The 22,912-nt window shown below is 54.0% G+C and carries 25 protein-coding genes and 1 riboswitch; of the genes, 16 read left to right on the top strand and 9 right to left on the bottom strand.

Translation table 11 applies throughout. The annotated features are described in order from the left end of the window. Positions 1-4 precede the first annotated feature (4 nt). Entirely contained in the window at positions 5-688 is a 684-nt protein-coding gene (locus EYR88_RS05425) for an MSMEG_4193 family putative phosphomutase (RefSeq protein WP_131088679.1), read from the bottom strand. 143 nt (positions 689-831) lie between these two features. On the opposite strand from EYR88_RS05425, the gene EYR88_RS05420 reads away from it, so the two are divergent. Then, a complete protein-coding gene (locus EYR88_RS05420) occupies positions 832-1,665 on the top strand; it encodes an MBL fold metallo-hydrolase (protein ID WP_131088678.1) in 834 nt (277 codons plus the stop codon). Here the strand turns inward: EYR88_RS05420 and EYR88_RS05415 are convergent. The 5 genes from EYR88_RS05415 to EYR88_RS05395 all read right to left on the bottom strand — a co-directional run bounded on the left by EYR88_RS05415 (position 1,662) and on the right by EYR88_RS05395 (position 7,086). Continuing rightward, positions 1,662-2,126 (bottom strand): phage tail protein, encoded by a 465-nt coding sequence (locus EYR88_RS05415; RefSeq protein WP_131088677.1) that lies wholly within the window; start codon positions 2,124-2,126, stop codon positions 1,662-1,664. The genes EYR88_RS05420 and EYR88_RS05415 overlap by 4 nt on opposite strands. Positions 2,127-2,190: 64 nt before the next feature. Further along, on the bottom strand, positions 2,191-3,390 hold the full coding sequence (locus tag EYR88_RS05410; RefSeq protein ID WP_131088676.1) for an acyl-CoA dehydrogenase family protein: 1,200 nt from the start codon (positions 3,388-3,390) through the stop codon (positions 2,191-2,193). Beyond that, positions 3,380-4,978 (bottom strand): fatty acyl-CoA synthetase, encoded by a 1,599-nt coding sequence (locus tag EYR88_RS05405; RefSeq protein ID WP_131088675.1) that lies wholly within the window; start codon positions 4,976-4,978, stop codon positions 3,380-3,382. The genes EYR88_RS05410 and EYR88_RS05405 overlap by 11 nt, the downstream gene beginning before the upstream one ends. Before the next feature lie 27 nt (positions 4,979-5,005). Then, positions 5,006-6,154 carry an acetyl-CoA C-acetyltransferase gene (locus EYR88_RS05400; RefSeq protein WP_131088674.1) on the bottom strand — a complete coding sequence of 383 codons (1,149 nt, stop codon included), beginning with the start codon at positions 6,152-6,154 and terminating at the stop codon, positions 5,006-5,008. An 83-nt stretch (positions 6,155-6,237) separates the two neighbouring features. After that, positions 6,238-7,086: an alpha/beta hydrolase gene (locus EYR88_RS05395; RefSeq protein ID WP_131088673.1), complete on the bottom strand. Its 849-nt coding sequence runs from the start codon at positions 7,084-7,086 to the stop codon at positions 6,238-6,240. A gap of 187 nt (positions 7,087-7,273) precedes the next feature. Here EYR88_RS05395 and EYR88_RS05390 point away from each other — a divergent pair, with 187 nt between their 5' ends. Then, complete coding sequence (locus EYR88_RS05390; protein WP_131088672.1) at positions 7,274-7,780, top strand: 2'-5' RNA ligase; 507 nt, start codon at positions 7,274-7,276, stop codon at positions 7,778-7,780. A gap of 37 nt (positions 7,781-7,817) precedes the next feature. Here EYR88_RS05390 and EYR88_RS05385 read toward each other — a convergent pair whose 3' ends face one another. Further along, on the bottom strand, positions 7,818-8,939 hold the full coding sequence (locus EYR88_RS05385) for a DNA alkylation repair protein (protein WP_131088671.1): 1,122 nt from the start codon (positions 8,937-8,939) through the stop codon (positions 7,818-7,820). 134 nt (positions 8,940-9,073) lie between these two features. Continuing rightward, positions 9,074-9,370, bottom strand: a complete 297-nt coding sequence (locus EYR88_RS05380) for a Fe-S cluster assembly protein HesB (protein ID WP_131088670.1) — start codon at positions 9,368-9,370, stop codon at positions 9,074-9,076. 189 nt (positions 9,371-9,559) lie between these two features. On the opposite strand from EYR88_RS05380, the gene EYR88_RS05375 reads away from it, so the two are divergent. The 7 genes from EYR88_RS05375 (at position 9,560) to EYR88_RS05345 (ending at position 15,207) form a co-directional block, all read left to right on the top strand. Continuing rightward, on the top strand, positions 9,560-10,150 hold the full coding sequence (locus EYR88_RS05375; RefSeq protein ID WP_165477282.1) for a GNAT family N-acetyltransferase: 591 nt from the start codon (positions 9,560-9,562) through the stop codon (positions 10,148-10,150). An 88-nt stretch (positions 10,151-10,238) separates the two neighbouring features. Further along, positions 10,239-11,006: an isocitrate lyase/phosphoenolpyruvate mutase family protein gene (locus EYR88_RS05370; protein ID WP_131088668.1), complete on the top strand. Its 768-nt coding sequence runs from the start codon at positions 10,239-10,241 to the stop codon at positions 11,004-11,006. Between the two features lie 54 nt (positions 11,007-11,060). Then, entirely contained in the window at positions 11,061-11,741 is a 681-nt protein-coding gene (locus EYR88_RS05365) for a VOC family protein (RefSeq protein ID WP_131088667.1), read from the top strand. Between the two features lie 93 nt (positions 11,742-11,834). After that, a complete protein-coding gene (locus EYR88_RS05360) occupies positions 11,835-12,629 on the top strand; it encodes an alpha/beta hydrolase (RefSeq protein WP_131088666.1) in 795 nt (264 codons plus the stop codon). A gap of 126 nt (positions 12,630-12,755) precedes the next feature. Next, positions 12,756-13,217 (top strand): GNAT family N-acetyltransferase, encoded by a 462-nt coding sequence (locus EYR88_RS05355; RefSeq protein WP_131088665.1) that lies wholly within the window; start codon positions 12,756-12,758, stop codon positions 13,215-13,217. A gap of 4 nt (positions 13,218-13,221) precedes the next feature. Beyond that, positions 13,222-13,653 (top strand): OsmC family protein, encoded by a 432-nt coding sequence (locus EYR88_RS05350; protein ID WP_131088664.1) that lies wholly within the window; start codon positions 13,222-13,224, stop codon positions 13,651-13,653. A gap of 336 nt (positions 13,654-13,989) precedes the next feature. Beyond that, positions 13,990-15,207, top strand: coding sequence for a mechanosensitive ion channel (locus EYR88_RS05345; RefSeq protein WP_242632456.1), 1,218 nt, complete (start codon positions 13,990-13,992; stop codon positions 15,205-15,207). Positions 15,208-15,290: 83 nt separating this feature from the next. Here EYR88_RS05345 and EYR88_RS05340 read toward each other — a convergent pair whose 3' ends face one another. Next, positions 15,291-16,256 (bottom strand): GNAT family N-acetyltransferase, encoded by a 966-nt coding sequence (locus EYR88_RS05340; protein ID WP_165477281.1) that lies wholly within the window; start codon positions 16,254-16,256, stop codon positions 15,291-15,293. A gap of 80 nt (positions 16,257-16,336) precedes the next feature. Further along, positions 16,337-16,441, top strand: a riboswitch (TPP riboswitch). Here EYR88_RS05340 and thiO point away from each other — a divergent pair. From thiO to EYR88_RS05305, 7 genes are all read left to right on the top strand, one after another. Next, complete coding sequence (gene thiO / locus EYR88_RS05335) at positions 16,439-17,566, top strand: glycine oxidase ThiO (protein ID WP_131088661.1); 1,128 nt, start codon at positions 16,439-16,441, stop codon at positions 17,564-17,566. (Overlaps the previous riboswitch by 3 nt.) Next, on the top strand, positions 17,563-17,808 hold the full coding sequence (thiS, locus tag EYR88_RS05330; RefSeq protein ID WP_131088660.1) for a sulfur carrier protein ThiS: 246 nt from the start codon (positions 17,563-17,565) through the stop codon (positions 17,806-17,808). The genes thiO and thiS overlap by 4 nt, the downstream gene beginning before the upstream one ends. Positions 17,809-17,810: 2 nt before the next feature. Next, positions 17,811-18,629 carry a thiazole synthase gene (locus EYR88_RS05325; RefSeq protein ID WP_131088659.1) on the top strand — a complete coding sequence of 273 codons (819 nt, stop codon included), beginning with the start codon at positions 17,811-17,813 and terminating at the stop codon, positions 18,627-18,629. Further along, positions 18,629-19,786, top strand: a complete 1,158-nt coding sequence (locus tag EYR88_RS05320) for a ThiF family adenylyltransferase (protein ID WP_131088658.1) — start codon at positions 18,629-18,631, stop codon at positions 19,784-19,786. The genes EYR88_RS05325 and EYR88_RS05320 overlap by 1 nt, the downstream gene beginning before the upstream one ends. Before the next feature lie 44 nt (positions 19,787-19,830). Further along, the gene (locus EYR88_RS05315) at positions 19,831-20,376 is read left to right on the top strand and encodes a GNAT family N-acetyltransferase (RefSeq protein ID WP_131088657.1); all 546 of its coding nucleotides are present in this window, start codon (positions 19,831-19,833) and stop codon (positions 20,374-20,376) included. Positions 20,377-20,523: 147 nt separating this feature from the next. Next, complete coding sequence (gene typA / locus EYR88_RS05310; RefSeq protein WP_131088656.1) at positions 20,524-22,431, top strand: translational GTPase TypA; 1,908 nt, start codon at positions 20,524-20,526, stop codon at positions 22,429-22,431. Continuing rightward, a complete protein-coding gene (locus EYR88_RS05305; protein WP_131088655.1) occupies positions 22,397-22,852 on the top strand; it encodes a hypothetical protein in 456 nt (151 codons plus the stop codon). The genes typA and EYR88_RS05305 overlap by 35 nt, the downstream gene beginning before the upstream one ends. Positions 22,853-22,912: the final 60 nt, after the last annotated feature.

The following is a 22,912-nucleotide window of genomic DNA, read 5'->3' as shown; positions in this document are numbered from 1 at the left end:
TTCCTTAGTGTCCTGCTCCGCCGCCCACAGGGGCGTCGACTGTTTTTAGTCCCGGGGCCAACCAGGAAAGATCCCCATCTTCGGTATTGACCGAGTGCACCGTGGGGGAGCCAGAACCGTAATGCACAATCGATGCTGAAGCCGGTCCCACGTTGATACGTTGGAAAAGATCAAGATGCATGCCCAATGCGTCGGCCAATACTGATTTGATGATATCGCCATGGCTGACCGCCACCCATACCGCGTCAGGTCCGTGCTTAGCTTCGAAGTCCGCGTCTAGTCTGCGAATTTCTGCCACTGCACGGGCTTGCATTCCAGCCATGGATTCACCGTCAGGGAAGGTGACTGCCGAGGGGTTAGCTTGGACCTTCGACCAAAGGGCCTGAACGGAGAGTTCACTGAGCTTGCTGCCCTGCCAGCTGCCGTAATCACATTCGGTCAGATCTTCAGCCGACTCAAGGCTTGGTGGGTTCATCTGGTGCCGGATAATGAAGCCGGCGGTCTGCTGACAACGCTCTAACGGGCTTGAAACGATGCCGGCCAGTGGAATTGTTGCGAGTCTGGTGGCAGTGCGTTCTGCCTGTGCCTCACCGGTCTCGTCGAGGCTGACTCCAGGTGTTCGTCCGGCCAGCACGCCAGAAGCGTTGGCGGTGGTGCGGCCATGCCGCACAAGAATTACAGTGGCCATTTACCTAGCCTAGTCATCCAGTTGATTACAGGCGAGACTTTGACTGTAATCCGCCGCGTTGAGATCAAACACATCAGCGGATAATCGGAGGTAGCCGTTGCCGGTGTACGCGTCATGTGTAGAGCACACAACTAGGAGATAACTTGCCCAGTAATCAGTGGTTAGAAGTAGGCGACAAAGTCTTTCACCGGCGTTACAACCCTGCCGATGTTTCGGTAGGTGTGGTCCTTGGCCCCACCGGAGCTACGGTTATCGATACACGTAACAACCCCGAAGAAGCGCAAGAGATCATTCGTGACGTTGCAGAACTATCGGCGCTGCCGATCGTTGCCGTAGTCAACACTCACGCGCACTATGATCACACTTTTGGAAATCAGGTATTTCAGGATGCAGGGATACCTATTTACGGACATCATCTGATCCCGACACATTTCCAGGAATATGAACAACCGCTTCTGAAACAAGCTCAAAAGCAGCCACAGTCCGAAAGGGACCGGGGCTGGCATGACGTGATTCTCACGCCTCCTAGCAGGCCCATCAAGACAGCCAGCAAAGTAGTTCTCGGCAGCCGCATCCTAGAATTGTTGCCATTGGGACCTGGGCATACGGAAACGGACCTAGCCGTGTTGGTCCCCGATGCCGGAGTCTGGTTCCTTGGAGACATCATCGAAGAATCCGGTCCGCCCATGTTTGGGGAAGGGTCAAAACCACAAGGCTGGGCAGCAGTACTGGCTTCCTTATTAGAGCTAATCAAGCCCGGGCATACGGTAATCCCAGGCCACGGTGAACCAGTAGACAGCGACTTTGTTCTCCGGCAACAAGGACACCTTGAACAATTAGCGCAGGAAATCGGCCAAGCACACGCGGACAAAAAATCGCTAGAGAACTTCAGGTTCTCTAGCGATTTGAGGGCCTTGTGGCCAGAAGAATTCCTACGCGAAGCGGCGCAAGACGGCTACCGGCAACTGGGGGGTTAGTACTGGCCCTGAATCACAAAATAGGATCCGCGGATGGTTCCGGCGAGCTTTGACTTCTGGCGCGCGAACTTGAACTTATCTGCCAGCTCTTCGGGCACTTCCATTCCGTCGGAGAGTTTGAAGCCCACTGCGCGTTTTTCACCGTCGGCTAGGCCATAGAGGACATTGATGGACAATCCTGACTCATAAAAAACGTAGGCTCGCTTGGCGCCATCTGCCTCAAAGACGCAAGCCTGCAGGGGACGAGAAGCGATTTCTAATTCGCGTTCTTTCAGCAGAATATTGTGTACCCACTGGACCACTTCTGCGCTCTGAGCGGCATCCTCAAGCACTAGGTCATGATCAAATTTATTCTTCAGATATCGCGCCTCGTTGGCACGCAACCCAGCCAAGGCTTCGGCGACCGGAGAAGTCTCTAATCCCACGGTGGACATATCTTTAAAATCAACGAGATAAGCCATATTTAGTCCTTTGCAACGCAAGCTAGGCACGTAGTGCACATCATGAATATCTTAGCCATCCCACTTAGCCAAATGCACTGAAGCCGGTGAGGTCTCTACCGAGAATGAGCGCTTGAATAGTTTCGGTTCCCTCATAGGTATGTAGCGCTTCAATATCTCCAACATGGCGTATGACGTGATTTTCCAGCAGGATGCCGTTGCCGCCGAGCATATCTCTGGCCGTTGCTGCCACCCGGCGAGCTGCCCGGGTGTTGTGGTACTTCAGCAGCGAGGCTTGGGCTGGACGGAGGTTGCCCGCGGCTTGTTCGGCTGCGACCGCGACGCACTGTAATTGCATGTTCGTCAGTTCCGAGAGCATCTGTGCAAGGAGCGATTGCACAATTTGATGAGCACCAAGCCGCTTGCCAAATTGTTCACGTTCCTTGGCGTACTGCAACGCCGCCTCAAACAAGAATAGGGCGTGACCTAGGGCGGACCAGCCCACGTTCACTCGGGTTTCCACTAGGGCCTTTGATACATCCTTGAACGACGTGGCGTTGGCTAATAGGGCAGTGCCCGGAACACGCACCTCATGAAGTCTGATCTCGGCCTGCTCGATGGCCCGTAGTACGCCTTTGCCTTGAACGGGTGTTGCTTCGTAGCCGTGAGTTTGTTGGTCAACGATGAATCCCTTGATCTGACCGTCAGTCTCATCGCGAGCCCAGACGATAGTGATGCCGCCGACTGCACCATTTCCTATCCATTTTTTATTGCCGTTGAGCACCCATTCCTCACCATCTTTGCGGGCGGAAGTCTCAAGGCTGACAGAGTCGGAGCCGTGGTGCGGCTCGGTGAGGGCGAAGCCACCGAGCAGTTTTCCGGTGGCGACCGGTTCCAAATACTGCTCTTGTTGTTCAGGTGTTGCGAATAATTTCAGGCTGCGTAGAACCAGTCCACCTTGAACGGCAGCGGCAGCAGCCATAGAGCCATCGGCGCGGGAAATCTCCATGGTCACCAATCCGGCCGCCAGAGGTGAAAACTTCGCGTGTCCGGCGATATCCAGCCCGTCGGTGAGCAAATCAAGCTCGCCCATCCTCCGAACCAATTCAACGGGATAGTGTGCCTTGTCCCAGTGCTCGTTGATAACAGGGAAGACATCTTCAGCGAATTGACGGGCCCGTGTCCAGTGCTCGCGGTCCGCACTGGTCACTGAGCTAAAAGCCGATAAATAATCGGTATCTAGCGGTGTGCTCAGATCAAATTTCATCCAAGGATCAGTGGCCATTCTCGGGGCCTCCGGTAGCGGCCCGTTCAGCCCGAAGTTCACGTTTAAGTAGTTTGCCCGATTGGTTGCGGGGCAGCTGGGCGACAAAGTCAACGCGTTTGGGCACCTTGTAACCAGCCATGCGAGATTTCACATGGTCTCGCACCGTTTGGGCGGTCAGATGCGTGCCTTCTCTGAGCACCACTACAGCGGTGACCGCTTCTATCCATCGTTCGTCATCGATGCCAACAACAGCGACTTCCGCAACTTCTGGCAGTTCATAGATGCAGTCCTCAACCTCGCGGGGTGCCACCAAAACACCTCCGGTGTTGATGACATCCTTGATGCGATCCACTACTTGAATGTAGCCGGAACGATCTTTGACAACTTGGTCACCAGAGCGGAACCAACCATCAATAAACGCTTGCTCAGTTTCTTCAGGCTTGTTCCAATACCCGTTCATCACTTGAGGAGAACGATATTGAATTTCACCGGGTTCTCCGGGTTCGGCAAGCATGCCCTGCGCATTGACAACTCTTGCCTCAACGAAGAAGACCGGACGACCACAAGAGGCTGGCCTGGCTTCGTGTTCTTCTGGCCTCAATACCGAGCACAACGGCCCCAATTCAGACTGTCCAAAACAGTTGTAGAAGCCGATTTTTGGATAGCGTTCACGTAACCGGGACAACACAGTTACCGGCATAATCGATGCGCCATATTGAGCTTTCGCCAGCGAGCTGAGATCCCGTGTTGCCAAGTCCGGATGGTTGCTCAACGGAACCCAAACCGTTGGGGCCAGGAACAAGGAGCCAATATGTTCGGATTCAACGAGCTCTAAAATTTCAGCGATATCCGGTTTGGAAAGTAAACGGACGCTGGCGCCGAGAGCTAGATAAGGCAATAAGAACACGTGCATCGCTGCAGAATGATAAAGCGGCATTGCAATCAACGGGCGGTCTTCGGCATCCAGATCTAGGGCGATGATGGCCGATACGTATTGGGCAATTAGGGCACCGTGGGTCATCATCGCACCTTTCGGTGCCGAGGTTGTTCCAGAGGTGTAGAGCAACTGAACGAGGTCAGTACTGGTGATTTTCACGCCTGAGTATTCTTCGGAATTCTCCTTGCTCAAGGCCGTTGCCAAAACACTGTTCTCGTTTCCTTCGAGAGGCAGCAGAGACCAGATTTCACGCACCTCGGGCAATTCGTGGCGGTCTGCCAGTTCTTGGACCAGCTGTTGGCGAGGTTGGTCTGCGATCACCAGAGAAGCCCCAGAATCTTGTAGCAGGTAGCGCAGCTCATCACCCTTCAAAGCGAAATTCACCGGCACATGAACCAACCCTGTTGAGGCGCAGGCCAAGAACAAGATGGCGTAGGCATCACTGTTGGCGGAAAAGGCCGCGACTCGAGATCCTGTGGGTAGATCAAGCGCCTTCAGTCTGCCTGCAACTTGATTCACTGCTATCGCTAGAGCTTGATAGGTCCACGTGCGGTCCTCGAATTTCAGTGCTGTGGCCAGCGGATTGCGCAAGACACCACGTTGAAGCAATGCGGGGATAGTGTTCGAATCATCGCGGGCCGTTGCTGACTTTTCTGTCCATGAACTCATAGTGAGATCCCTTGTCGCCGGATAGTTTTAGAGTCGTTCAATGATGGTGACGTTGGCTTGTCCGCCACCTTCGCACATGGTTTGCAAGCCCCAACGCGTGTCACTACGTTCTAGCTCGTGTAGTAGCGAAGTCATTAAACGTGCGCCGGTGGCGCCGATGGGATGGCCCAGCGCAATGGCGCCGCCGTTAACATTGACCTTAGACATGTCGGCACCGGTTTCCTTCTGCCATGCCAGTACCACTGAAGCGAAGGCCTCATTGATTTCGATACGGTCCATGTCCGCCATGGCCATACCGGTGCGTTCCAACGCGTACTTGGTGGCACGAATCGGTGCGGAAAGCATCATTATTGGATCATCTGCACGCGCAGAGACGTGGTGGATGCGGGCCCGTGGTTTTAGACCGTAACGTTTTACTGCTGCTTCGGAAGCGATCAATAGCATGGCCGCACCGTCAGACATCTGGGATGCAGTGGCTGCGGTATGCCGTCCGTCGTGGACGATTGGCGCGAGACTTGCCATCTTGCCGCGGTCCACGGCCCTGGGACCTTCATCTGTCTGCAACTGATCCATGGCCAGGATTTCTCGGTCAAAATATCCTCGCGCTTGAGCAGCCAGGGCCCGTTCATGGGAGGTGACCGCGAAGTCCTCTAATTGTTCACGCGAAAATCCCCAGTGTTGAGCCATCATTTCGGCTCCGCGGAATTGCGAGATTTCTTGGTCTCCGTAGCGGGCTGCCCACAGCTTGGAGCCGGTGTAGGGATCCGGGAATCCAAAGTCGGTGGCTGCCGTGTTGGAATAGGACAACGGAATGCTAGACATTGACTGAACTCCGCCAGCGATGATCAGATCACTGCTGCCACTAGCGACCGCTTGGGCTGCATAGGACACCGCTTGCTGTCCTGAACCGCACTGTCGTTCAACGGTGGTTCCGGGGACTAACTCGGAGAGTCCAGCCGCTAGCCACGCATTACGGGCGATGTCCATTGCTTGAGGACCTACCTGGTCGATACAGCCAAGAATGATCTCGTCGTATTGGTCAGAATCAATGTTGTTTCTTTGCACCAGCTCAGCGAGCGGAAAAGCAGCAAGATCTAGGGGATGGACTTGGGAAAGCGCCTTTCCGCGCCGCCCCACTGGAGTTCGAAGTGCATCGATGATGTAAGCCTCGGCCATGAGGGTCCTCCAGTTTGTTCACGTCAAAGTCTGTGTTTGACCAACAATGCCCAAGTCCGTAGCCGTTGTCTAGGGTAATGAGCTCAAGACTTTTCCAGCCCTAACATCGCGTCAGAAATCTCTTGAACGCTGTGATCGGGGATAGCAGTAGAGGCCTGGTCTAAGACGAGCAATGTGGCCCCGGGGATCTCGCGGGCCAGGGCTTGGCCGTTTCCGAGCGGGAAGAACGGATCCTTGGCACCGTGGATCACTAAGGTAGGTATCTGAAGCGACCCCAAGCGTTCTCGCCAACGCGGAGTGCAATCAATTTTTGAGAAAACGATGCCCAGCTGATTGGCCATGTGTACTGGCACAGTGTTGGGAGAGGTCCGGTCCCAAATACGCGAGGCAGTGTGCCGTGCTTGAACTGGATCATCACCCAAGATGCCGGCGCCAATGGCCGAACTGTCCGCTACGGCTTCGCGATCCGTCCAATCGGGCATGGACGAAGAGAATAACTGGCCCATGATCTGCTGATCATGTTCCGGTAAATCTTCATCAACAGGGCCCGGTGCGACAGGTCGTGTTCCGTATAGCGTGAGAGCAGAGAAAGCATTTGGAGCATCCAGCGCCGCTACTTGAGCGACCATGCCGCCCACGCCAATGCCAGCTAGATGTGCAGGACGTGGATCTAAACTTTGTGCCAGAGCAACAGCATCCGCAGCGAGATCGCGCAGCGTGTATTTCGGGTTCATAGGATCTTCGGTATCGGATTCTCCACAGTCACGTAAGTCGTAACGCACTACATTTCGGCCAGCATGGGCGATTTTTTCACACAGCGCATCGGGCCACGAAAGCATGGTGGTTCCACCAATGAGCAGCATGAGCGGATCAGTATCATCGCCGAAACTTTCGATACCTAATTTCACGCCATTAACTTCACGCGTTGCCATGTTGTTTCACCCATCAACCGTCAGCGAACTTACACGCAGCCCGGTTGAGAGTAGCGCTGCGCATGTAAGGCTTTGACGCTCATACTGTCCCACACGCTGCAAAGCGTCAACCAGAGGATCGGCCGAATCGAGAACACTAAGCGTGAGAAACTACAACGAAGAGCAAGCTGAACGGGGAGTGATAAAGATGAGTAGGTCACCAGAAAACATCTTGTTGCACTTATCCGAGTCGGAGGAACAACAGGTTCGTGAAATCTTTGCAGCGTTAGCCCTGCAGGGATTTCCCCTACAGAATCAGACTCCACATATCAGCATTACTTTCGCGCCAAAACTAGCCGACGAAGTGATCCATTGCGCCACGGACCTGCTGCCGGCAGTGATCCCGGCACAACTCAAACGAGTGGGAACGGTGGTTTTCGGAACCAAACGCAAACAAACCGTTGCCTGGTTATTGGAAACTTCCCCTCAGTTAGAACACGCGGGCCGAACCATCAGTGAAGTGAACACTGTTGGACACGGGCCACGATGGATCCCGCATCTGACCATGGGGCTACGACTTCCACGCGAGATAGTCCCTGAATACCTCCGAGCGCTCGATGAGTTGGGAGCCGAGTGTTGCCGAGAATTCACTGCCATTCGGGCTGGGTACTGGAAGCCAGGTTTGCAAGAGCTAACGGTACTTGCCCAGGGGTGAACCTAGGTTGGCTTTGGTTCAGAAGCTCTTCCCGTAACTAGGAAGATTTATCGGTGAGTTCGGGCATGAGCTCAAACTCTGCAGTATCGGTAGGCACACCATTAACTTGCAGGGACACTGAATGCGTTCCGGAGTAGTAGCGACGAGTCGTAATGGCCTTGAAGGAATGCGAACGGGCAATATCAAGGGTTTCGCCTGAGGACAGGGTGCGAGTCGTTAGCTTAAAGACCTTGGCTGTGGTTGATCCATTGGCCTTTTGGTGGTGCAACACGTAGTCGATGGCAAGCTGTGTAGGCTCGGCACCGGTATTGCGGACAGTCGCAGTGAAGTTCACGGTTCCGCCCCAAGGAACCTGGGATTCGTGGATCAATGGCCCGTTGATCTCAACCGTCGGAGTGCCAAAACCAAGTAGCGCTAACGCCGCAGGATTACCTTTTTTGATCAGCGTGCGCAGTGCATGCTTGACGAGTTTTGGTGTTGTGGCCTCTGGCGCTTGCATCCAGCGCTGGGCTGTTGAGGTGACTAGTTCGGGATCGTGGCGACTGATGTCGTTCAGGTGGTTAGCCACCGAGCGTCTAACGTACTCACTTTCATCACGGTAAAGCGCATCAAGAATTGGAATAGTGCAGGCCGGGTCATTCACTATCTGTGGAACCCTGACCGCCCAAGGCAAATAAGGACGCGTGCCTTCGCTTGCTAGCCTGCGAACATGCTCATCGGATAAGTCGGTCCACTGTTGGACAAGATTCAGCGCTGCGGGGAGATCATGCTTGAGCAAAACCCTAATCGCAAATTCCGAGGACAATCGTGGGGTGAGCAAACCCAGCAGCGCCAGGGCATCGGTAAATGACGCTGTCGTATTTTCACTGGCGGCACTGGTTGCCACGGCGGAGGTCACCGGCCAGATCATCCACCCGCTAAAGGTCTGCGAAGTTTCAGCAGCCTTCTTCACCACATTCGCCAGCTGCGTATATGACTCGGGGTAGTCGGTAAGCAGGGCATCGCGCAGAGCATCCGAGCGTTCACGCAGACTCAGCGGATCCAGAATCTTTGTTGCGCTACGAAGATTTTCTAGAGAACACTGCGGGTCGACTGCGTGGATTTCGTGTACGAGGCGTTCGGCTACGTCTACACCGATAAGTTGATCAGCAAAAGGCATATAGCCATTCTTGACCGGATCGGCCCAACCTGCGAACCCGTTTGGTCCAACACCGGCTTAGGGCTTAAACACAGTGAGAGCCACCAAAGTAGGTGGCTCTCACTGGAAGTCTGTGGGGTAGTGCTCTAGAACTATTAGTTCTGTACTAGGATCTGGAAGCTGACCCCGCCCTGCTCGTCCACTGCTGCGTCCAGTACCTTGTCGTCCAGGTCATCGGCGATGAGCTCGTCCAGGTAGACAGGGCTACCTTCACCCGAAACAACAGTGTCGGTTTCTTCTGGTTCAGGAACAATCTGAATGGCAAACGCTGCTTCTTCAGGTGCGTTCGTAGCGTCAGCCTGGTGGATGCGCAGGCCTGCTTTTTCGGCCTCAGACTGGTTGGTGACGATTGCGGTCACGATGGATGATGCTTGATCGGTCAGTGCGAGCACGATGGCTCTCCTTCCGGTTGCGTACATACCAAGGTCAAGGCATGTTCGTGCCACGATTCCAAAAACTGCAGTGAATCTCAAACTCGCTTAATAGGCACGAAATATCCTCCCCACGCAGCAGTAAAATCAGATAAAGTCCGCCCATGAACGCCTAGACTGGCAGGAAAATCAGATTCAAGGGGAGTGGACGTGGAACAAGTACCGGGCCTTGACGTGGCACATTCGGTCGAGGGTTCGTCAGCTCAACCCACACGACGGATCTCTGCAACCTCGAAGTCTCTGGCGCTCGCCGAGTTCTTGGAAACTGACATTGATGCACTGCATTCCTTTGCCTCGGATCCGATGGTGTGCAGATATAGCCTGTGGGGTCCCAACAAGCTTGAGGAGTCTCAAGCCTTCCTGAGCGACGCACTGGTGACCAAGCCCGGCAGGTTAATGATGGCGGTCATGTTTGGTGGCGCGGTCATTGGGACAGCGTCGGTATGGACCACCAATGAAGAACAACGAATCGGCGAGCTTGGCTACACCCTGCATCAGGATTATTGGGGACAGGGCTTGGGGACCGAAGTAGCAGTCGCACTGGTAGACCTAGGATTCCGGCTCTTGCAGCTTCGCCAGATTGAAGCGACCTGCGATTCACGAAACGTCGGTTCCAGTAAGGTGCTCATCAAGGCCGGTCTGAGATTTGTAGGACGAAGGGCTGAAGATCCAGGCAGCACCGGTGGCAGGAATGAAACTCTGCTGTACATGGTTGAGTCTGAGACAAGAGCTCACAACTGATCAAACAGCTGAGAGTTTTCCATAGTCCCTTGGTACATGCTTACGGCTACGTAGACTGAGCACGAACCACTTTCTTCAGGAGGTCACCTTGTCAGTATTCAAAGAACGCGCCCAGAACCTAGCCCGCTTACACGAGTCGGGAGAGCTACTGGTCATGCCCACCGTATGGGATACATTCAGTGCCTCGCTGGCCCAAGAAGCTGGGTTTGAAAGCCTGACTATCGGCAGTCACCCGGTGGCAGACTCCATCGGCAGTGCCGATGGGGAGCAGATGGATTTTGCTGACTACCTTGCCGTAGTTCAGCGGATTACCGGTGCCGTGGAAATCCCGGTCAGTGCCGATGTTGAGTCGGGTTATGGACTAAAGCCTGAGGAATTGTTTGAACGCGTTTATGCTGCCGGTGCAGTGGGCGTGAACATTGAAGATGTTGTTCACGGCGAAGGTAAGCGCGTGCGAGACCGCCAAGAGCATGCCGACTACATTCACGGTGTTCGCTCAGCGGCAGATGCGGCTGGCGTTGATTTTGTGATCAACGGTCGAACCGATGCGGTGAAGCTGTCCGAGCAATTTTCTGATCCGCTAGGTGAAGCTATCGCCCGCATCAAGTTGCTTGAAGAGGCCGGGGCTCGCAGCGTATATCCCGTGGCTCTGTCCAGTGCGGATCAAGTGAAACAAGTTGTTGAAGCCGTATCCATTCCAGTGAACGTGACGGCTCACCCGGTGACCGCTCACGCTGCTGGTGATCTTGCCGCCTTGCGTGAACTGGGTGTTCGTCGCGTGAGCTTCGGCCCGCTGTGGCAGAAGTGGCTGGCTGAAGTTTCCTCGCAGCAGCTGAGCGCTTGGCGCCAGGGCTAAGAATTCAAAGTCAAGAAAAATCGGACTACGAGAAACTGATTATCGAGGGGCGAGATGTACTGGGAAAATCTGGTCTTTGACGCATCAAATCCGCATGAACAGGGCATCTTCTGGGAAGAGCTGTTCAGTGCGGAAACGTTGAGTGATAATTCCGGCGGCTACGAAACGAGACTTCAGTTTTCGGATAATAGCTTCCTGGATCTTTGCTTCCCGACAGTCAGTGACTCGGGTGTTTCAGCGCAGCGACTATTTCCTGTGGTGATCGAATCGAATGCCGATGATTATGCAACATCGGCTCATTACCTCGCGCCGCGCAGGAAGCTACAGGACCGTGCTGGGCGAGATTACCTTGTAGTTGAGCCCGGCGACGGTTCGGGTCGATTTAAGTTATTAGCAGTGGAAGTCTGGAGTGCCGATCCAGTTCGCGATATCAAATTTTGGTCAGCACTGACCGGTTGGAAACAGAGCGCAGAATCGCCCACGGTACTCCAGCACCCAAATAAGGTCGGGCCACTGTTAGGCATAGTGCCACAACAGCAGGACAAGGCCGATTCCAAGAGTTCAATTCATTTAGATCTACGCTTAGAACCAGACGATGATGTAGAACAGATCGTTGAACGAGTCGAGCAGCTTGGCGGAAGCGAATTCCACCATGAATGGGGAGAGATTCCCTGGCGTGTATTTTTGGACCCATCGGGAAACGAATTCTGTATCCTGCCTGCGCCGACCAATTGACCTTGGACCCTGCCTTCTTTCGTAGACTTAGTTGCGTTGCCGAACACACAGTTCAGGAACGCAATCGCTGAAAGTGAAGTCAATACCGCAGTTATGGACACAACGACCAAAGCGCCGATGCCGTTATTTATGATCCATGGCAATGGAGTTGATCATCGGATACTGAAGCCGTTTGAACAGACTCTCCTCTCCGGCGAGATTTTTGAACTCCACAACATTGATCTTCCAGGATTTGGTGAATGTCCTGCGCTGGACGGGGTAGCAGGCCTGCCAGAGCTAGCTGACTGGTTAGAAAGCACCATTGAATCCGTGACGGCAGGTGCTCCTTTTGCGTTGCTGGGTAATTCGATGGGAGGACTGTTGTGCCAAGAAATGGCGGATCGATTTGCGGACAACGTGCAAGGCATCTTCCTGTTGGCGACGGCAGTATTTCCCCAAGCAGAATCTCGGACGTTACCTGAGCAAGCAGTCGTGGTGCACAATCCGGCGCTGCTCGATTCACTCCCTGAAACGGATGCGCAGCTGTTCTCCGACATCGCGGTAGTTCAAACAGAACAAAGCTGGCACGACTTTTCCCAGTGGGTGCTTCCTGGTCTGAAGGCCGCAAACCTTAGGGCAATGGCCAAGCTATCCAGGCGCTATGTTCTTGATCCGTTGCCACTGGATCGGGACTTTCAACTCACAGTGCCAGTGCGGATAGTTTGTGGGCGCCAAGACCATGTCACCGGATATGAAGATCAGAGCTTATTGCTGAACCGTTACCCGAATGCACGAGTAAGCATCATTGATGCCGCTGGACACAACGTACACATTGACCAACCCGAAGCCGTGCAAAGCGCCCTGCGCTCGTGGGTCGACGAAGTCCATGATTACCAGAGAACTAAGTGATTCGCTCAAGAAGTCGTAAGATATTCAAATCATGGCCCGCTGAACCGACGAATCGTCTCGGCGAAAAATCTGTATTCAAAGTTAAACCATGAATCAGAGCCTTTGCGCGGAGATAGGAAGTAATACATGGACGAGCAGATTGTCCTACGCGAGTGGACGAGCATCGATGAAGTTCCAGACCTGCTAGACGTTTGGAAAAGTTCCGTCGAACGACGTAAAGATTTCATTTCTGCTGCGGATCTTGATGCAGTAGCTAAAGCTTTGGAATCCGTCTATTCACAATCTTTAGAAGTGATCATTGCTCAACAAGGTGAACGGATCTTAGGGTTCGCGGCTTGGAATGCTTTGGAAGTTGAGCTGCTGTGGGTGCGCCATTCGGACCGCCAACAAGGAATCGGCAAGCTCCTTTTGAACCACATTACAAACAAGAGCCCAAACGTTGAGGTGCATCTGGACGCCCAGCGTGTGCTGGCCATTGAATTTTTCAGCAACTCCGGATTCAGCTTCATTGCTGGGGGCGACGGGGCGGCTTCACCGAGGACCGTATTACGTCACGAATGCTCACCGGCAGATAACGTGGCACGATAGTTTCATGAGTGAAAATAGCCGCGCACTGCGCGAAGTAAACGTCCAGCGCACCGAGTCAGGCAAGTATGTTGCAACCAGTGCCGCCTCCGGTGCGAGCATTGAATTTGGTCAGGGTGAGGGTCTGCTCTCGCCGGTTGAATTGTTGCTGGCAGCCATTGCTGGTTGCTCTTCAATCGACGTGGACGTGGCAACAACTCGACGTAGTGAGCCAGAAAAATTTGATGTTCAGGCAAGTGGATACAAGATCACTGAAGACGGCGCAAGCCGTATGGATGACATTCACCTTGGCTTTGATCTGAAGTTCCCGGATACCGAAGAGGGGCGCAAAGCCGCCAGTATGGTGGAGCGAATCGTCAAGCTATCTCACGACAAATATTGCACTGTCTCTCGCACCGTCGAGCTCGGTGCCTCCGTGGTCAGCGAAGTGGTTGAGTAAGTCCCTTGGAGTCGATTTGGGACTTGCGGGATAACTCTTGATCTAAGAAACCGCAAGTCACTCAGGTGAATTCACTGATTTGAAGATTTGATAAGTTTCAAAAAATTTTGTGATTCAGTTGTGCCTCAGGTCACTATGTGTGAATTTCGCTGCAGACGCCCATTTTTGCTTCGAATACCGCACTAAGACCTGAATATATCCAATGAGCGTTGGCTGGGAGTTACAGTCTTTGCCCTAGTCAGCGTAGTTCCTTCATCGTAGGGTCGACTTGTCCCTACGTTGAAGGAGCGGAAAATGCAGTCTGGGAACGTCTTAGGCAACATAGACTGGGCGTCAATGCTACAGAAAGTAGCCATTGCGCTCGTCATTCTCATCATTACTTGGCTTGTAGCGCGAATAGTTCGTTGGGCTGCCGGCAAATTAGTGAGCAGAGTGAAGTTCTTGCAGAAGCAAGGAAATGACGGAACTCAAATAGGGCAATCCCTCGGCAAAGTTGCCGGGCTGATTGTCTGGCTCTTTGGCCTCGTCGCTATCCTCCAGGTCTTCTCGCTTTCAGAAGTTCTTTCACCGGTGCAGGGCCTGCTCGGTGGAGTCATGGCATTTATCCCGAATCTGATCGGTGCCGGCTTCATCTTCTTCATTGGCTATGTCATCGCAAATATCGTTCGACAGCTGCTGAATACCGGACTGGGAACGGTGGACTTTAGTGGTCTCGTTCGCAAGCTGACTCCAGCCAACGAACCCGTAGACGAAGTTCAGTCACGCGAAGCTCAGGCGAAGATCGTTGGAATCATCTCCAACATTGTGTTTGCACTGATCCTGCTTGTTGTTGCTATCTCGGCACTGCAGGTCTTGGGTATCGCGGCAATTTCGGATCCTGCCCAACAGATGTTGCAGCTGGTCTTCACCGCCATCCCGCAGGTCCTCATGGCCCTTGCGCTACTGGCAGTCGGCGTGCTGATCGCTAAGTTTGTGGGTCAGCTACTGGAAACCACCCTTCAGGGCGTGGGCACTGACCGTGTTGTTGCTGAATGGGGCGTAGTCCCAGACGGCAAGAGCGCATCGGGAATCATCGCTGGAATTGTCAAGATCGCCATTATTCTGTTCTTCGGCGTGATGGCAGCCCAGATGCTGAACTTCCCAGCAATAACCAACATCCTCAACGAGATTCTGAGCCTCGGTGGCAAGATCCTCTTCGGCGCAGCAATCATCGCAGCAGGTTTTGTCATTGCCAACGTGATCGGCAAGTTCTTGGGTGAAACCACGGCTTCGAAGATCATCCGCTACACCGCAATCGCATTGTTCGTAGCAATGGGTCTGAAGTACATGGGCATTGCTGACTCAATCATCAACATGGCCTTCGGCGCAATTGTCATCGGCGCAGCTCTTGCAGCAGCGCTGGCCTTCGGCCTCGGTGGACGTGACGCAGCGGCTCGTACGCTGAACAAGATTGATACCGACAAGGTCGTCTCCAACGAGCCAGGTTCGGCGCCGCCGGCACCGCCGGCTCCACCAGCACCACCGACGACTCCACCTACGACGCCTGGCATCTAACCAGCTAGATCAAAACATCAGGGACAAAATAAAAAGTCGTGGAATCCGCTATGGATTTCACGACTTTTTACGTGCCGTTGAACTTACTCAGTTAGGTTCAACGGCAATGGAACTACAGACGGGACTGGATCATCCCGAAGTCGTGCGTATGTAAAAACATCAATACGCTCACCGTCAATTAGGAATTTGCCTCGCTCAATACCCTCACGCAGAAAACCGTTCTTTTCAGCGACATGGCGGGAACCTGGGTTATTTGCGCGTAACCCTAACTCCACGCGGTAAATGTCCTGCTCTTCAAAGAGATAATTCGCCAGGGTGGCCACAGCCCGAGTAGTCAGTGACTGCCCTCTAAATGCCTGATGCATCCAATACCAAATCCAAGCATTCTTGTTACTTGAATCTAAGGTGGCGCAAACTAAACCAATCAATCGCCCGTTCTTCGTGATGGCCAACGGACATTGACGTCGCCAATCAGCTAGTAGGGCGCCAACATGTTTACGGGCGTTAGCGGGAGTGCTGGCCTCACCTTGACGATGCATTAGTGCATCAGAGGTAAAGGCTTCAAAAACCGCGTCGGCATCTGACGCCCTGAGCTTTCGAACGCTAATTTCATCACCGGTAGTTTCTACTTGCGCATTGGTGGTATCGCGTTCTTTGTCGGTTGCCGTTGCGCTCAGTGTTCCTTGGTGAAAGAGCATTTGCCAGCGGCCCTGATCGTGGAACCACAGGGAAGTGCGATGACTTGCCCTGTGACCGAAGGTGGACCACCGGAGCAACACAAGGTTTGTTGACAGTTGTGTACCAACAGGGTCATGAACCTGTCCTGCGCTGCCACCAGAATCCTCAGCGACCAACAATCTAAGAATCTGTTCTCGGTTGTAGGTACGTCCGCTGGCTCCAATCTCACCAAAGTTCTTGTGCAATAGAAGACTCAGCTGGTCAGGGTTGTTGCGAATCGTAGGAGACAGTAGCTGCTGCTCAAACTCAACGATGGTTTCCAACAACGTGGAACCAGCAACCAATTCAGCGGGATACTTCGGAAGCGACATGTTTGTAAGTACATCACAGAAGATGACGGAACAAAGTCCGCCGTAGTTCGCTTTTATGAGCTGGGTCATGCTTATAATCGCAACATCTCCGCGGGAGCCTGAATCGACCAGGCTGAGAGGGCACTGAGCCGACCGCTATACCTGATGCGGGTCATGCCGCCGTAGGAAGGAAGCGTGCGCCTATGCATGTCAACATCGTTGGTGCCGGAATCATCGGCCTAGCCACAGCGTTTGAGCTCAGCTCGCGCGGGCACACTGTCTGCATTATTGATCCTTCACCCGGCCAAGGCGCCAGCCATGCTGCCGCAGGAATGTTGGCGCCGGCAGCAGAAACCGTCTGGGGCCAAGGACCACTGCATCAGATGTTGGCCGCCTCCAACAAGAGCTATCCAGATTTTGTGAACAGGATTCAAGCGATCTCGGGCCAGCGTCCCGACTATCTGACAAGCTCAACCTTGGTGGTGGCGGCAGAACCCGCGGACCGTGAAGCCCTACACGAGCTGGTGGAATTACAAACTTCCTTAGGCCTGTCAGCTCAAAAGCTCTTGCCCAGCCAAGCGCGAAACCTAGAGCCTGCGCTGGCCAGAAACATTGCTGGTGCGGTGCTTTGCGAGGATGATCATCAAATTGACCCTCGCTCGGTGGTACGAATTCTTCTGGAGTATTTCCAGTCGGATCTCGTGCTTGAACAGTGTGTTGAAGTGATCAAGGATGACAAGAATCAAACCACGGCCGTGCTGACGTCTTCAGGTACAAGACTGGAAGCAGAGCAAACAATTCTCTGTACTGCCCTAGGAACGGTTAGGGGAGTTCAACCAGCTCCCGTACGCCCGGTTTATGGTGACATCCTGCGGATCCAAGGCCCACCCGGCCCTGCATTAGTGACCCGAATTATTCGAGGCATCGTGCACAGAGAAAATGTCTATCTGGTTCCGCGCAAAGACGGAAGTCTTGTTCTCGGAGCCAGCGTGCGCGAAGACGGGAATCCACAAGTCAACGTTGGCGCCATGTACAACTTGTTGGATAACGCTCGCAGACTTGTTCCCGGCATCTCTGATTGCTCACTGAACGAGGTCATTGCCCGAGCTCGTCCGGCAACTGCCGATGACCGCCCGCTAATCGGTCGAATAGATCCAGGGCTGGTGATCTCCACCGGCTATTCACGTCACGGAGTGCTACTTAGCCCGTTGGGATCAACGCTCACCGCTGACCTGACAGAGCACCTGCCGGCCAGTGCGATGCTCAAGGACGTTGACCCGTACCGTTTCCCTACCTACTCATCCGACACACTTTTGGAGCAAAGTTCATGACTTCAATCAGCATCACGGTTAATAACCAACCCGTTCAGGTGGACGCAGGATTGTCCCTGCGTGAATTCATCGCCAGACACATCGGCAAGGAACTAGACAAAGATTCCAAAGCCATTGACGGTAGCAAACTTGGACTGGCCGCCGCGGTCAACGGGGCAGTGGTGCCGCGTAGCTCGTGGAACGGATTTGCGGTGCAGAGCGGGCACACAATCGAACTCGTCACGGCAGCACAGGGAGGCTGAACATGGACGCGCACGAGCTTACAGAACTTAACGCAACCACGGACCCATTTGTTGTTGCTGGCCGAACTTTTTCCTCACGCCTGATCCTAGGTACCGGAGGTGCTACCTCGCTGTCCACGCTGGAAAGTGCACTTCAAATTTCCGGGACAGAACTCACCACGGTAGCCATCCGCCATTTTTCAGCATCCGGTTCAGGCAACGTTTATGAGTTGCTGCAACGCAATGATGTGATTGCTTTGCCCAATACCGCTGGATGCTTCACCGCACGCGACGCCGTGCTCACCGCACAGCTGGCCCGCGAAGCGTTAGAAACCAACTGGATCAAGCTGGAAGTCATCGCTGATGAGGACACGCTGCTACCTGATCCATTGGAACTCTATTGGGCCACCGAACAGTTAGTGGCTGATGGCTTTGAGGTTTTTGCCTATACCAATGATGATCCCGCCCTGGCCCAACGCTTGCAGGATGCGGGAGTTGCTGCAATCATGCCTGCTGGCGCACCCATTGGCTCAGGTTTGGGGATCCTGAATCCACACAATATTTCCACCATAGTTTCGCGTTCCAACGTTCCAGTCATTCTTGACGCAGGGGTGGGTACCGCCTCGGATGCGGCGCTTGCCATGGAACTTGGCTGCGATGCAGTACTGCTAGCTAGCGCAGTGACCCGGGCGCACAATGCTCCACTGATGGCCGCCGCAATGCGCGACGGAGTTAAAGCCGGTAGGGCGGCATACTTGGCCGGCCGAATCCCCAAGCGCGATACCGCACTGGCCTCCTCACCTGAAGAAGGCATGATGCAAACGCTGGTCGGTGAGTTCTAATGACTCGCCCTGCATTGTGTGAACCGGCAACAGATTTTGAAGCCGGTGCGCTTGCACGCTACTCGCGACACCTCACACTTCCTGGGGTAGGCGAAGAAGGCCAACGGCGAATCCTCAACGCCAAAGTACTGATCATTGGAGCCGGAGGATTAGGCAGTCCCATCGCCAGTTATCTCATCGCGGCCGGCATTGGACATATAGGGGTGCTAGATGACGACAGTGTTGAAATATCTAATCTTCAGCGTCAGATCATTCATCGTGAAACCGATATTGGTAATCCCAAGGTCCACTCGGTGGCCAGAATAGCTCTAGAACACAACAGTGATGTCAAGGTGGAAGCCATTGATCAAAAGCTGAGCAAAGACAACGCTATTGAACTCTTCACCGACTACGACTTAGTTATCGACGGTAGCGATAACTTCGCCACCAGGTACCTTGCCTCAGACGCAGCAGAAATTACCGGTACGCCATTGATCTGGGGAACGCTGTACCAATTTTCTGGTCAGGTTTCGGTTTTTGATCCGCGTACCGGTCCGATGCTGCGGGACCTCTTTCCCGAAATTCCGGATGCTGATTCGGTGCCCAGCTGCGCCGAAGGTGGAGTCTTCGGAGCGTTATGCGGAGTAGTCGGTTCAGTGATGAGCACCGAAGCGCTCAAACTCATTACCGGAGTTGGAGAAACGCTCTCCGGCAAGCTCTGGCTCTACGATGCGCTGTCGGCCAGTGTGCGAACCTTAGGATTTTCACTTGATCCGCAACGTACTAAAGTCACTGAGCTAGGGGACTATCAGCCAGTTGCTTGCACAGTAGAAAAAGCAGTAGAAAAACCAGTAGCCCAGTTAGAGGTCACAGCACTCCAATCAATGCTGCAAGAACAGGAAGTTCTCTTAGTAGACGTTCGCGAGGGGTGGGAGCGGGACATCGTAGCCATTCCGGGAAGTATTCACTTACCGCTGGCGAAGGTGCGCGATGAGGCTGTGCACACAATTCCTGCCGAGGCCCCGACCGTAGTCATGGTGTGCAAGACCGGAGTCCGCTCCCAGCAGGCAGTAGAAATTGCTGCCAAGGTACTTCCAGAATCTTGCCGCCTCTACAGTCTTGCCGGCGGAACCCTAGCCTGGCATTTGCAGGTAGAAGGCGAAAAAATTAGTTACTAGTAGTCAATGCCTAATAGGGAGTTGCTGGCTGGCATAATGGCCACATGATCACCAGTGAACCCTTGGAAATTCGTGAGCTAGCTAGTCAAGATGAGCAGCAGGCCGTTGACGCTCATAATTTGATGCTTGTTGAAGACTTCGAGTTCCTTCCAACGTGGTCCGCTGATGAACACTGGGAAGATTACATTTACCGCATGAAGGCCGGGCGCCGCGGGGAGCATGTCCCGCCGGGTTGGGTTCGTTCTGCACTATTTGTAGCTTTTGACCAAGCTGGTGAACTTGTTGGGCGTGTATCGGTCCGGTATGAGCTCAATGACTCACTGCTTCAATTTGGTGGACACATCGGTTACGGCGTCGTTCCAGAATTTCGTCGTCGCGGTATTGCCGCTGAACTGTGCCGGTTCGCTCTAAACGAAGTGCGTGTTGCCGGAGTGGACCAAGCGCTACTTACCTGCGACAGCACCAATGAAGGCTCCAAAGCCACAATTAAAAAATGTGGGGGAGTGCTGGACGCGGAACTTCCCGAAGTAGCGCACTCAGGTGGACCTAGCACGCTGCGTTTCTGGATTCCGACGGCAACGGAAAGCTGAATTTTTCACGATTTTCGCGGAAATTCTTGTATGTTCTGACACAGAGCACCGGAGTACTTGCTTCGAGAGCGTAAACTGGATTGTTGGGTCGACTTTGGCCCCGACCCCTTAGATCTAAAATCCTCGAGCGGAAGTGAGCCTTCACGCATGTCAGATAACACCATTAGTCGCGACGAACTTCGTAACGTAGCCATCGTTGCACACGTTGACCACGGAAAGACCACCCTGGTTAACGCCATGCTCCAGCAGACTGGCGCATTCGACAGCCATGGTGAAACCGAAGATCGCGTGATGGACTCTGGCGAGTTGGAGCGCGAGAAGGGCATTACCATTCTTGCCAAGAACACCACCGTGTTCTACAACGGCCCAGCCGCTGACGGCAAGGCAATGACCATCAACGTTATCGACACCCCGGGTCACGCTGACTTCGGTGGCGAGGTCGAGCGTGGCTTGTCCATGGTTGACGGCGTGGTTCTGCTCGTTGATGCTTCTGAAGGCCCATTGCCTCAGACTCGCTTCGTGCTGCGTAAGGCACTGAGCGCAAACCTCCCAGTAATCATCGTGGTTAACAAGACCGACCGCCCTGACTCCCGCATCGATGGCGTCATCTCTGACTCCATGGACCTGCTGTTGGGCTTGGCTTCGGACTTGGCTGATGAAGCTCCAGACTTGGATCTGGACGCCATCTTGAACGTTCCTGTTGTCTTCGCTTCGGGCAAGGCCGGTTACGCTTCGATGAACCAGCCAGCCGATGGAACCCTGCCAGACAATGAAGATCTTGAGCCACTGTTCGAGACCATCATCAAGCACGTTCCTGCTCCGACCTTCACCGAGGGTGAAGTTCTTCAGGCACACGTAACCAACCTTGACGCATCGCCATTCCTTGGCCGTCTGGCACTGTTGCGCATGATCAACGGCACCCTCCGTAAGGGCCAGCAGGTTAACTGGGCTCGCCAGGATGGCACCATGAAGCAGGTCAAGATCACTGAACTGCTTGCCACCAAGGGTCTGACCCGTGTTCCAGCTGAAGAAGCTGGTCCAGGTGAGATCGTTGCAGTTGCTGGTATCGAAGACATCATGATTGGTGAAACCCTCACCGACCTTGAGAACCCTAAGCCACTTCCACTGATCACCGTTGATCCACCTGCGATCTCGATGACCATCGGTATCAACACCTCGCCACTTGCTGGCAAGGTCAAAGGCGCTAAGGTTACCGCCCGCCAGGTGAAGGACCGCCTGGACAAGGAACTGATCGGTAACGTTTCGCTGAACATCCTGCCTACCGAGCGTCCAGACGCTTGGGAAGTACAGGGTCGTGGCGAATTGGCACTGGCTATTCTTGTTGAGCAGATGCGTCGTGAAGGCTTCGAGCTGACCGTTGGTAAGCCACAGGTTGTGACCAAGGTTGTTGACGGCAAGGTTCACGAGCCAATGGAACGCATGACCATTGACGTACCAGAAGAGTACTTGGGTGCTATCACTCAGCTGCTGGCATCGCGCAAGGGTCGCATGACCGACATGGCTAACCACGGCACCGGCTGGGTTCGCATGGAATTCATGGTTCCTGCACGTGGCCTGATCGGCTTCCGTACCCGCTTCCTGACCGACACCCGCGGCGCAGGTATCGCATCGTCCTTGGCTGAAGGCTACGAGCCATGGGCTGGTCCAATCGAATACCGCATCAACGGTTCGATCGTTGCTGACCGTGCTGGCGTTGTGACTCCATTCGCAATGATCAACCTGCAGGAACGCATGAACTTCTTCGTCAAGCCTACTGAAGAGGTTTACGAGGGCATGATTGTTGGCGAGAACTCCCGCGCTGATGACATGGACGTAAACATCACCAAGGAAAAGAAGCTCACCAACATGCGTGCAGCTTCCTCGGATAGCTTCGAGAACCTGACCCCACCACGCAACCTGACTCTGGAAGAGTCCCTCGAATTCGCTCGCGAAGACGAGTGCGTAGAGGTTACCCCGGATGCAGTTCGTATCCGCAAGGTTCTGCTGAACGCTAGCGATCGTGCCAAGGCTACCCGTGCACGCGCTCGCTCCTAATCAGCGCAACAATAACCAAGGCAGCAACCTCTCCGCGCTCTGGCGTGGTGCGGTTGCAGCCTTGGTAGCAGGATTATTCGGTACTGCAATTCACGCGTCCATCTCCTATGTCGGCAACGACATTCCGGTGGTGTGGGGCGTGGGTGTTGCATGGCTGTTGCTAGGCGTCTTGGTCTACTGGGCTGCGGTTTCTTCACAGAAGCTGTGGGCCGGGGCCTTGGCCTTCATCGGTTGCTACGTCTGTGTGGGCCTGATTTCCTATGTAGGAAATGATCAGCTCATCCTGAGCATGCAGTACTACAAATATCTGCCGGGCCCGGCCATTGCTTCGGCCTTGTGGATGTACGGAATGATTATTCCTGCAATTATTGGATTGGTGTTGGCGTTGCGAAATATTCGCAAACAGCACCGAGCCAACTAACACAGAAGGTGTTCTTCCCAGTGGGAAGAACACCTTCTGTGTTTAACGAAAAGTTTTTGT

It is taken from the genome of Arthrobacter sp. S41 (genome assembly GCF_004320535.1).
In the GTDB taxonomy this organism is placed as follows: domain Bacteria; phylum Actinomycetota; class Actinomycetes; order Actinomycetales; family Micrococcaceae; genus Glutamicibacter.
The sequence above is the reverse complement of the archived record's forward strand: the minus strand, read 5'-3'. Positions and strand labels throughout refer to the sequence as shown.

Coding starts and splice junctions, on each gene's coding strand:
- EYR88_RS05425 (WP_131088679.1), bottom strand. CDS start 688: ATGGCCACTGTAATTCTTGTGCGGCATGGCCGCACCACCGCCAACGCT.
- EYR88_RS05415 (WP_131088677.1), bottom strand. CDS start 2,126: ATGGCTTATCTCGTTGATTTTAAAGATATGTCCACCGTGGGATTAGAG.
- EYR88_RS05410 (WP_131088676.1), bottom strand. CDS start 3,390: ATGGCCACTGATCCTTGGATGAAATTTGATCTGAGCACACCGCTAGAT.
- EYR88_RS05405 (WP_131088675.1), bottom strand. CDS start 4,978: ATGAGTTCATGGACAGAAAAGTCAGCAACGGCCCGCGATGATTCGAAC.
- EYR88_RS05400 (WP_131088674.1), bottom strand. CDS start 6,154: ATGGCCGAGGCTTACATCATCGATGCACTTCGAACTCCAGTGGGGCGG.
- EYR88_RS05395 (WP_131088673.1), bottom strand. CDS start 7,086: ATGGCAACGCGTGAAGTTAATGGCGTGAAATTAGGTATCGAAAGTTTC.
- EYR88_RS05390 (WP_131088672.1), top strand. CDS start 7,274: ATGAGTAGGTCACCAGAAAACATCTTGTTGCACTTATCCGAGTCGGAG.
- EYR88_RS05385 (WP_131088671.1), bottom strand. CDS start 8,939: ATGCCTTTTGCTGATCAACTTATCGGTGTAGACGTAGCCGAACGCCTC.
- EYR88_RS05365 (WP_131088667.1), top strand. CDS start 11,061: ATGTACTGGGAAAATCTGGTCTTTGACGCATCAAATCCGCATGAACAG.
- EYR88_RS05360 (WP_131088666.1), top strand. CDS start 11,835: ATGGACACAACGACCAAAGCGCCGATGCCGTTATTTATGATCCATGGC.
- EYR88_RS05355 (WP_131088665.1), top strand. CDS start 12,756: ATGGACGAGCAGATTGTCCTACGCGAGTGGACGAGCATCGATGAAGTT.
- EYR88_RS05350 (WP_131088664.1), top strand. CDS start 13,222: ATGAGTGAAAATAGCCGCGCACTGCGCGAAGTAAACGTCCAGCGCACC.
- EYR88_RS05345 (WP_242632456.1), top strand. CDS start 13,990: ATGCTACAGAAAGTAGCCATTGCGCTCGTCATTCTCATCATTACTTGG.
- EYR88_RS05340 (WP_165477281.1), bottom strand. CDS start 16,256: ATGTCGCTTCCGAAGTATCCCGCTGAATTGGTTGCTGGTTCCACGTTG.
- thiO (WP_131088661.1), top strand. CDS start 16,439: ATGCATGTCAACATCGTTGGTGCCGGAATCATCGGCCTAGCCACAGCG.
- thiS (WP_131088660.1), top strand. CDS start 17,563: ATGACTTCAATCAGCATCACGGTTAATAACCAACCCGTTCAGGTGGAC.
- EYR88_RS05325 (WP_131088659.1), top strand. CDS start 17,811: ATGGACGCGCACGAGCTTACAGAACTTAACGCAACCACGGACCCATTT.
- EYR88_RS05320 (WP_131088658.1), top strand. CDS start 18,629: ATGACTCGCCCTGCATTGTGTGAACCGGCAACAGATTTTGAAGCCGGT.
- EYR88_RS05315 (WP_131088657.1), top strand. CDS start 19,831: ATGATCACCAGTGAACCCTTGGAAATTCGTGAGCTAGCTAGTCAAGAT.
- typA (WP_131088656.1), top strand. CDS start 20,524: ATGTCAGATAACACCATTAGTCGCGACGAACTTCGTAACGTAGCCATC.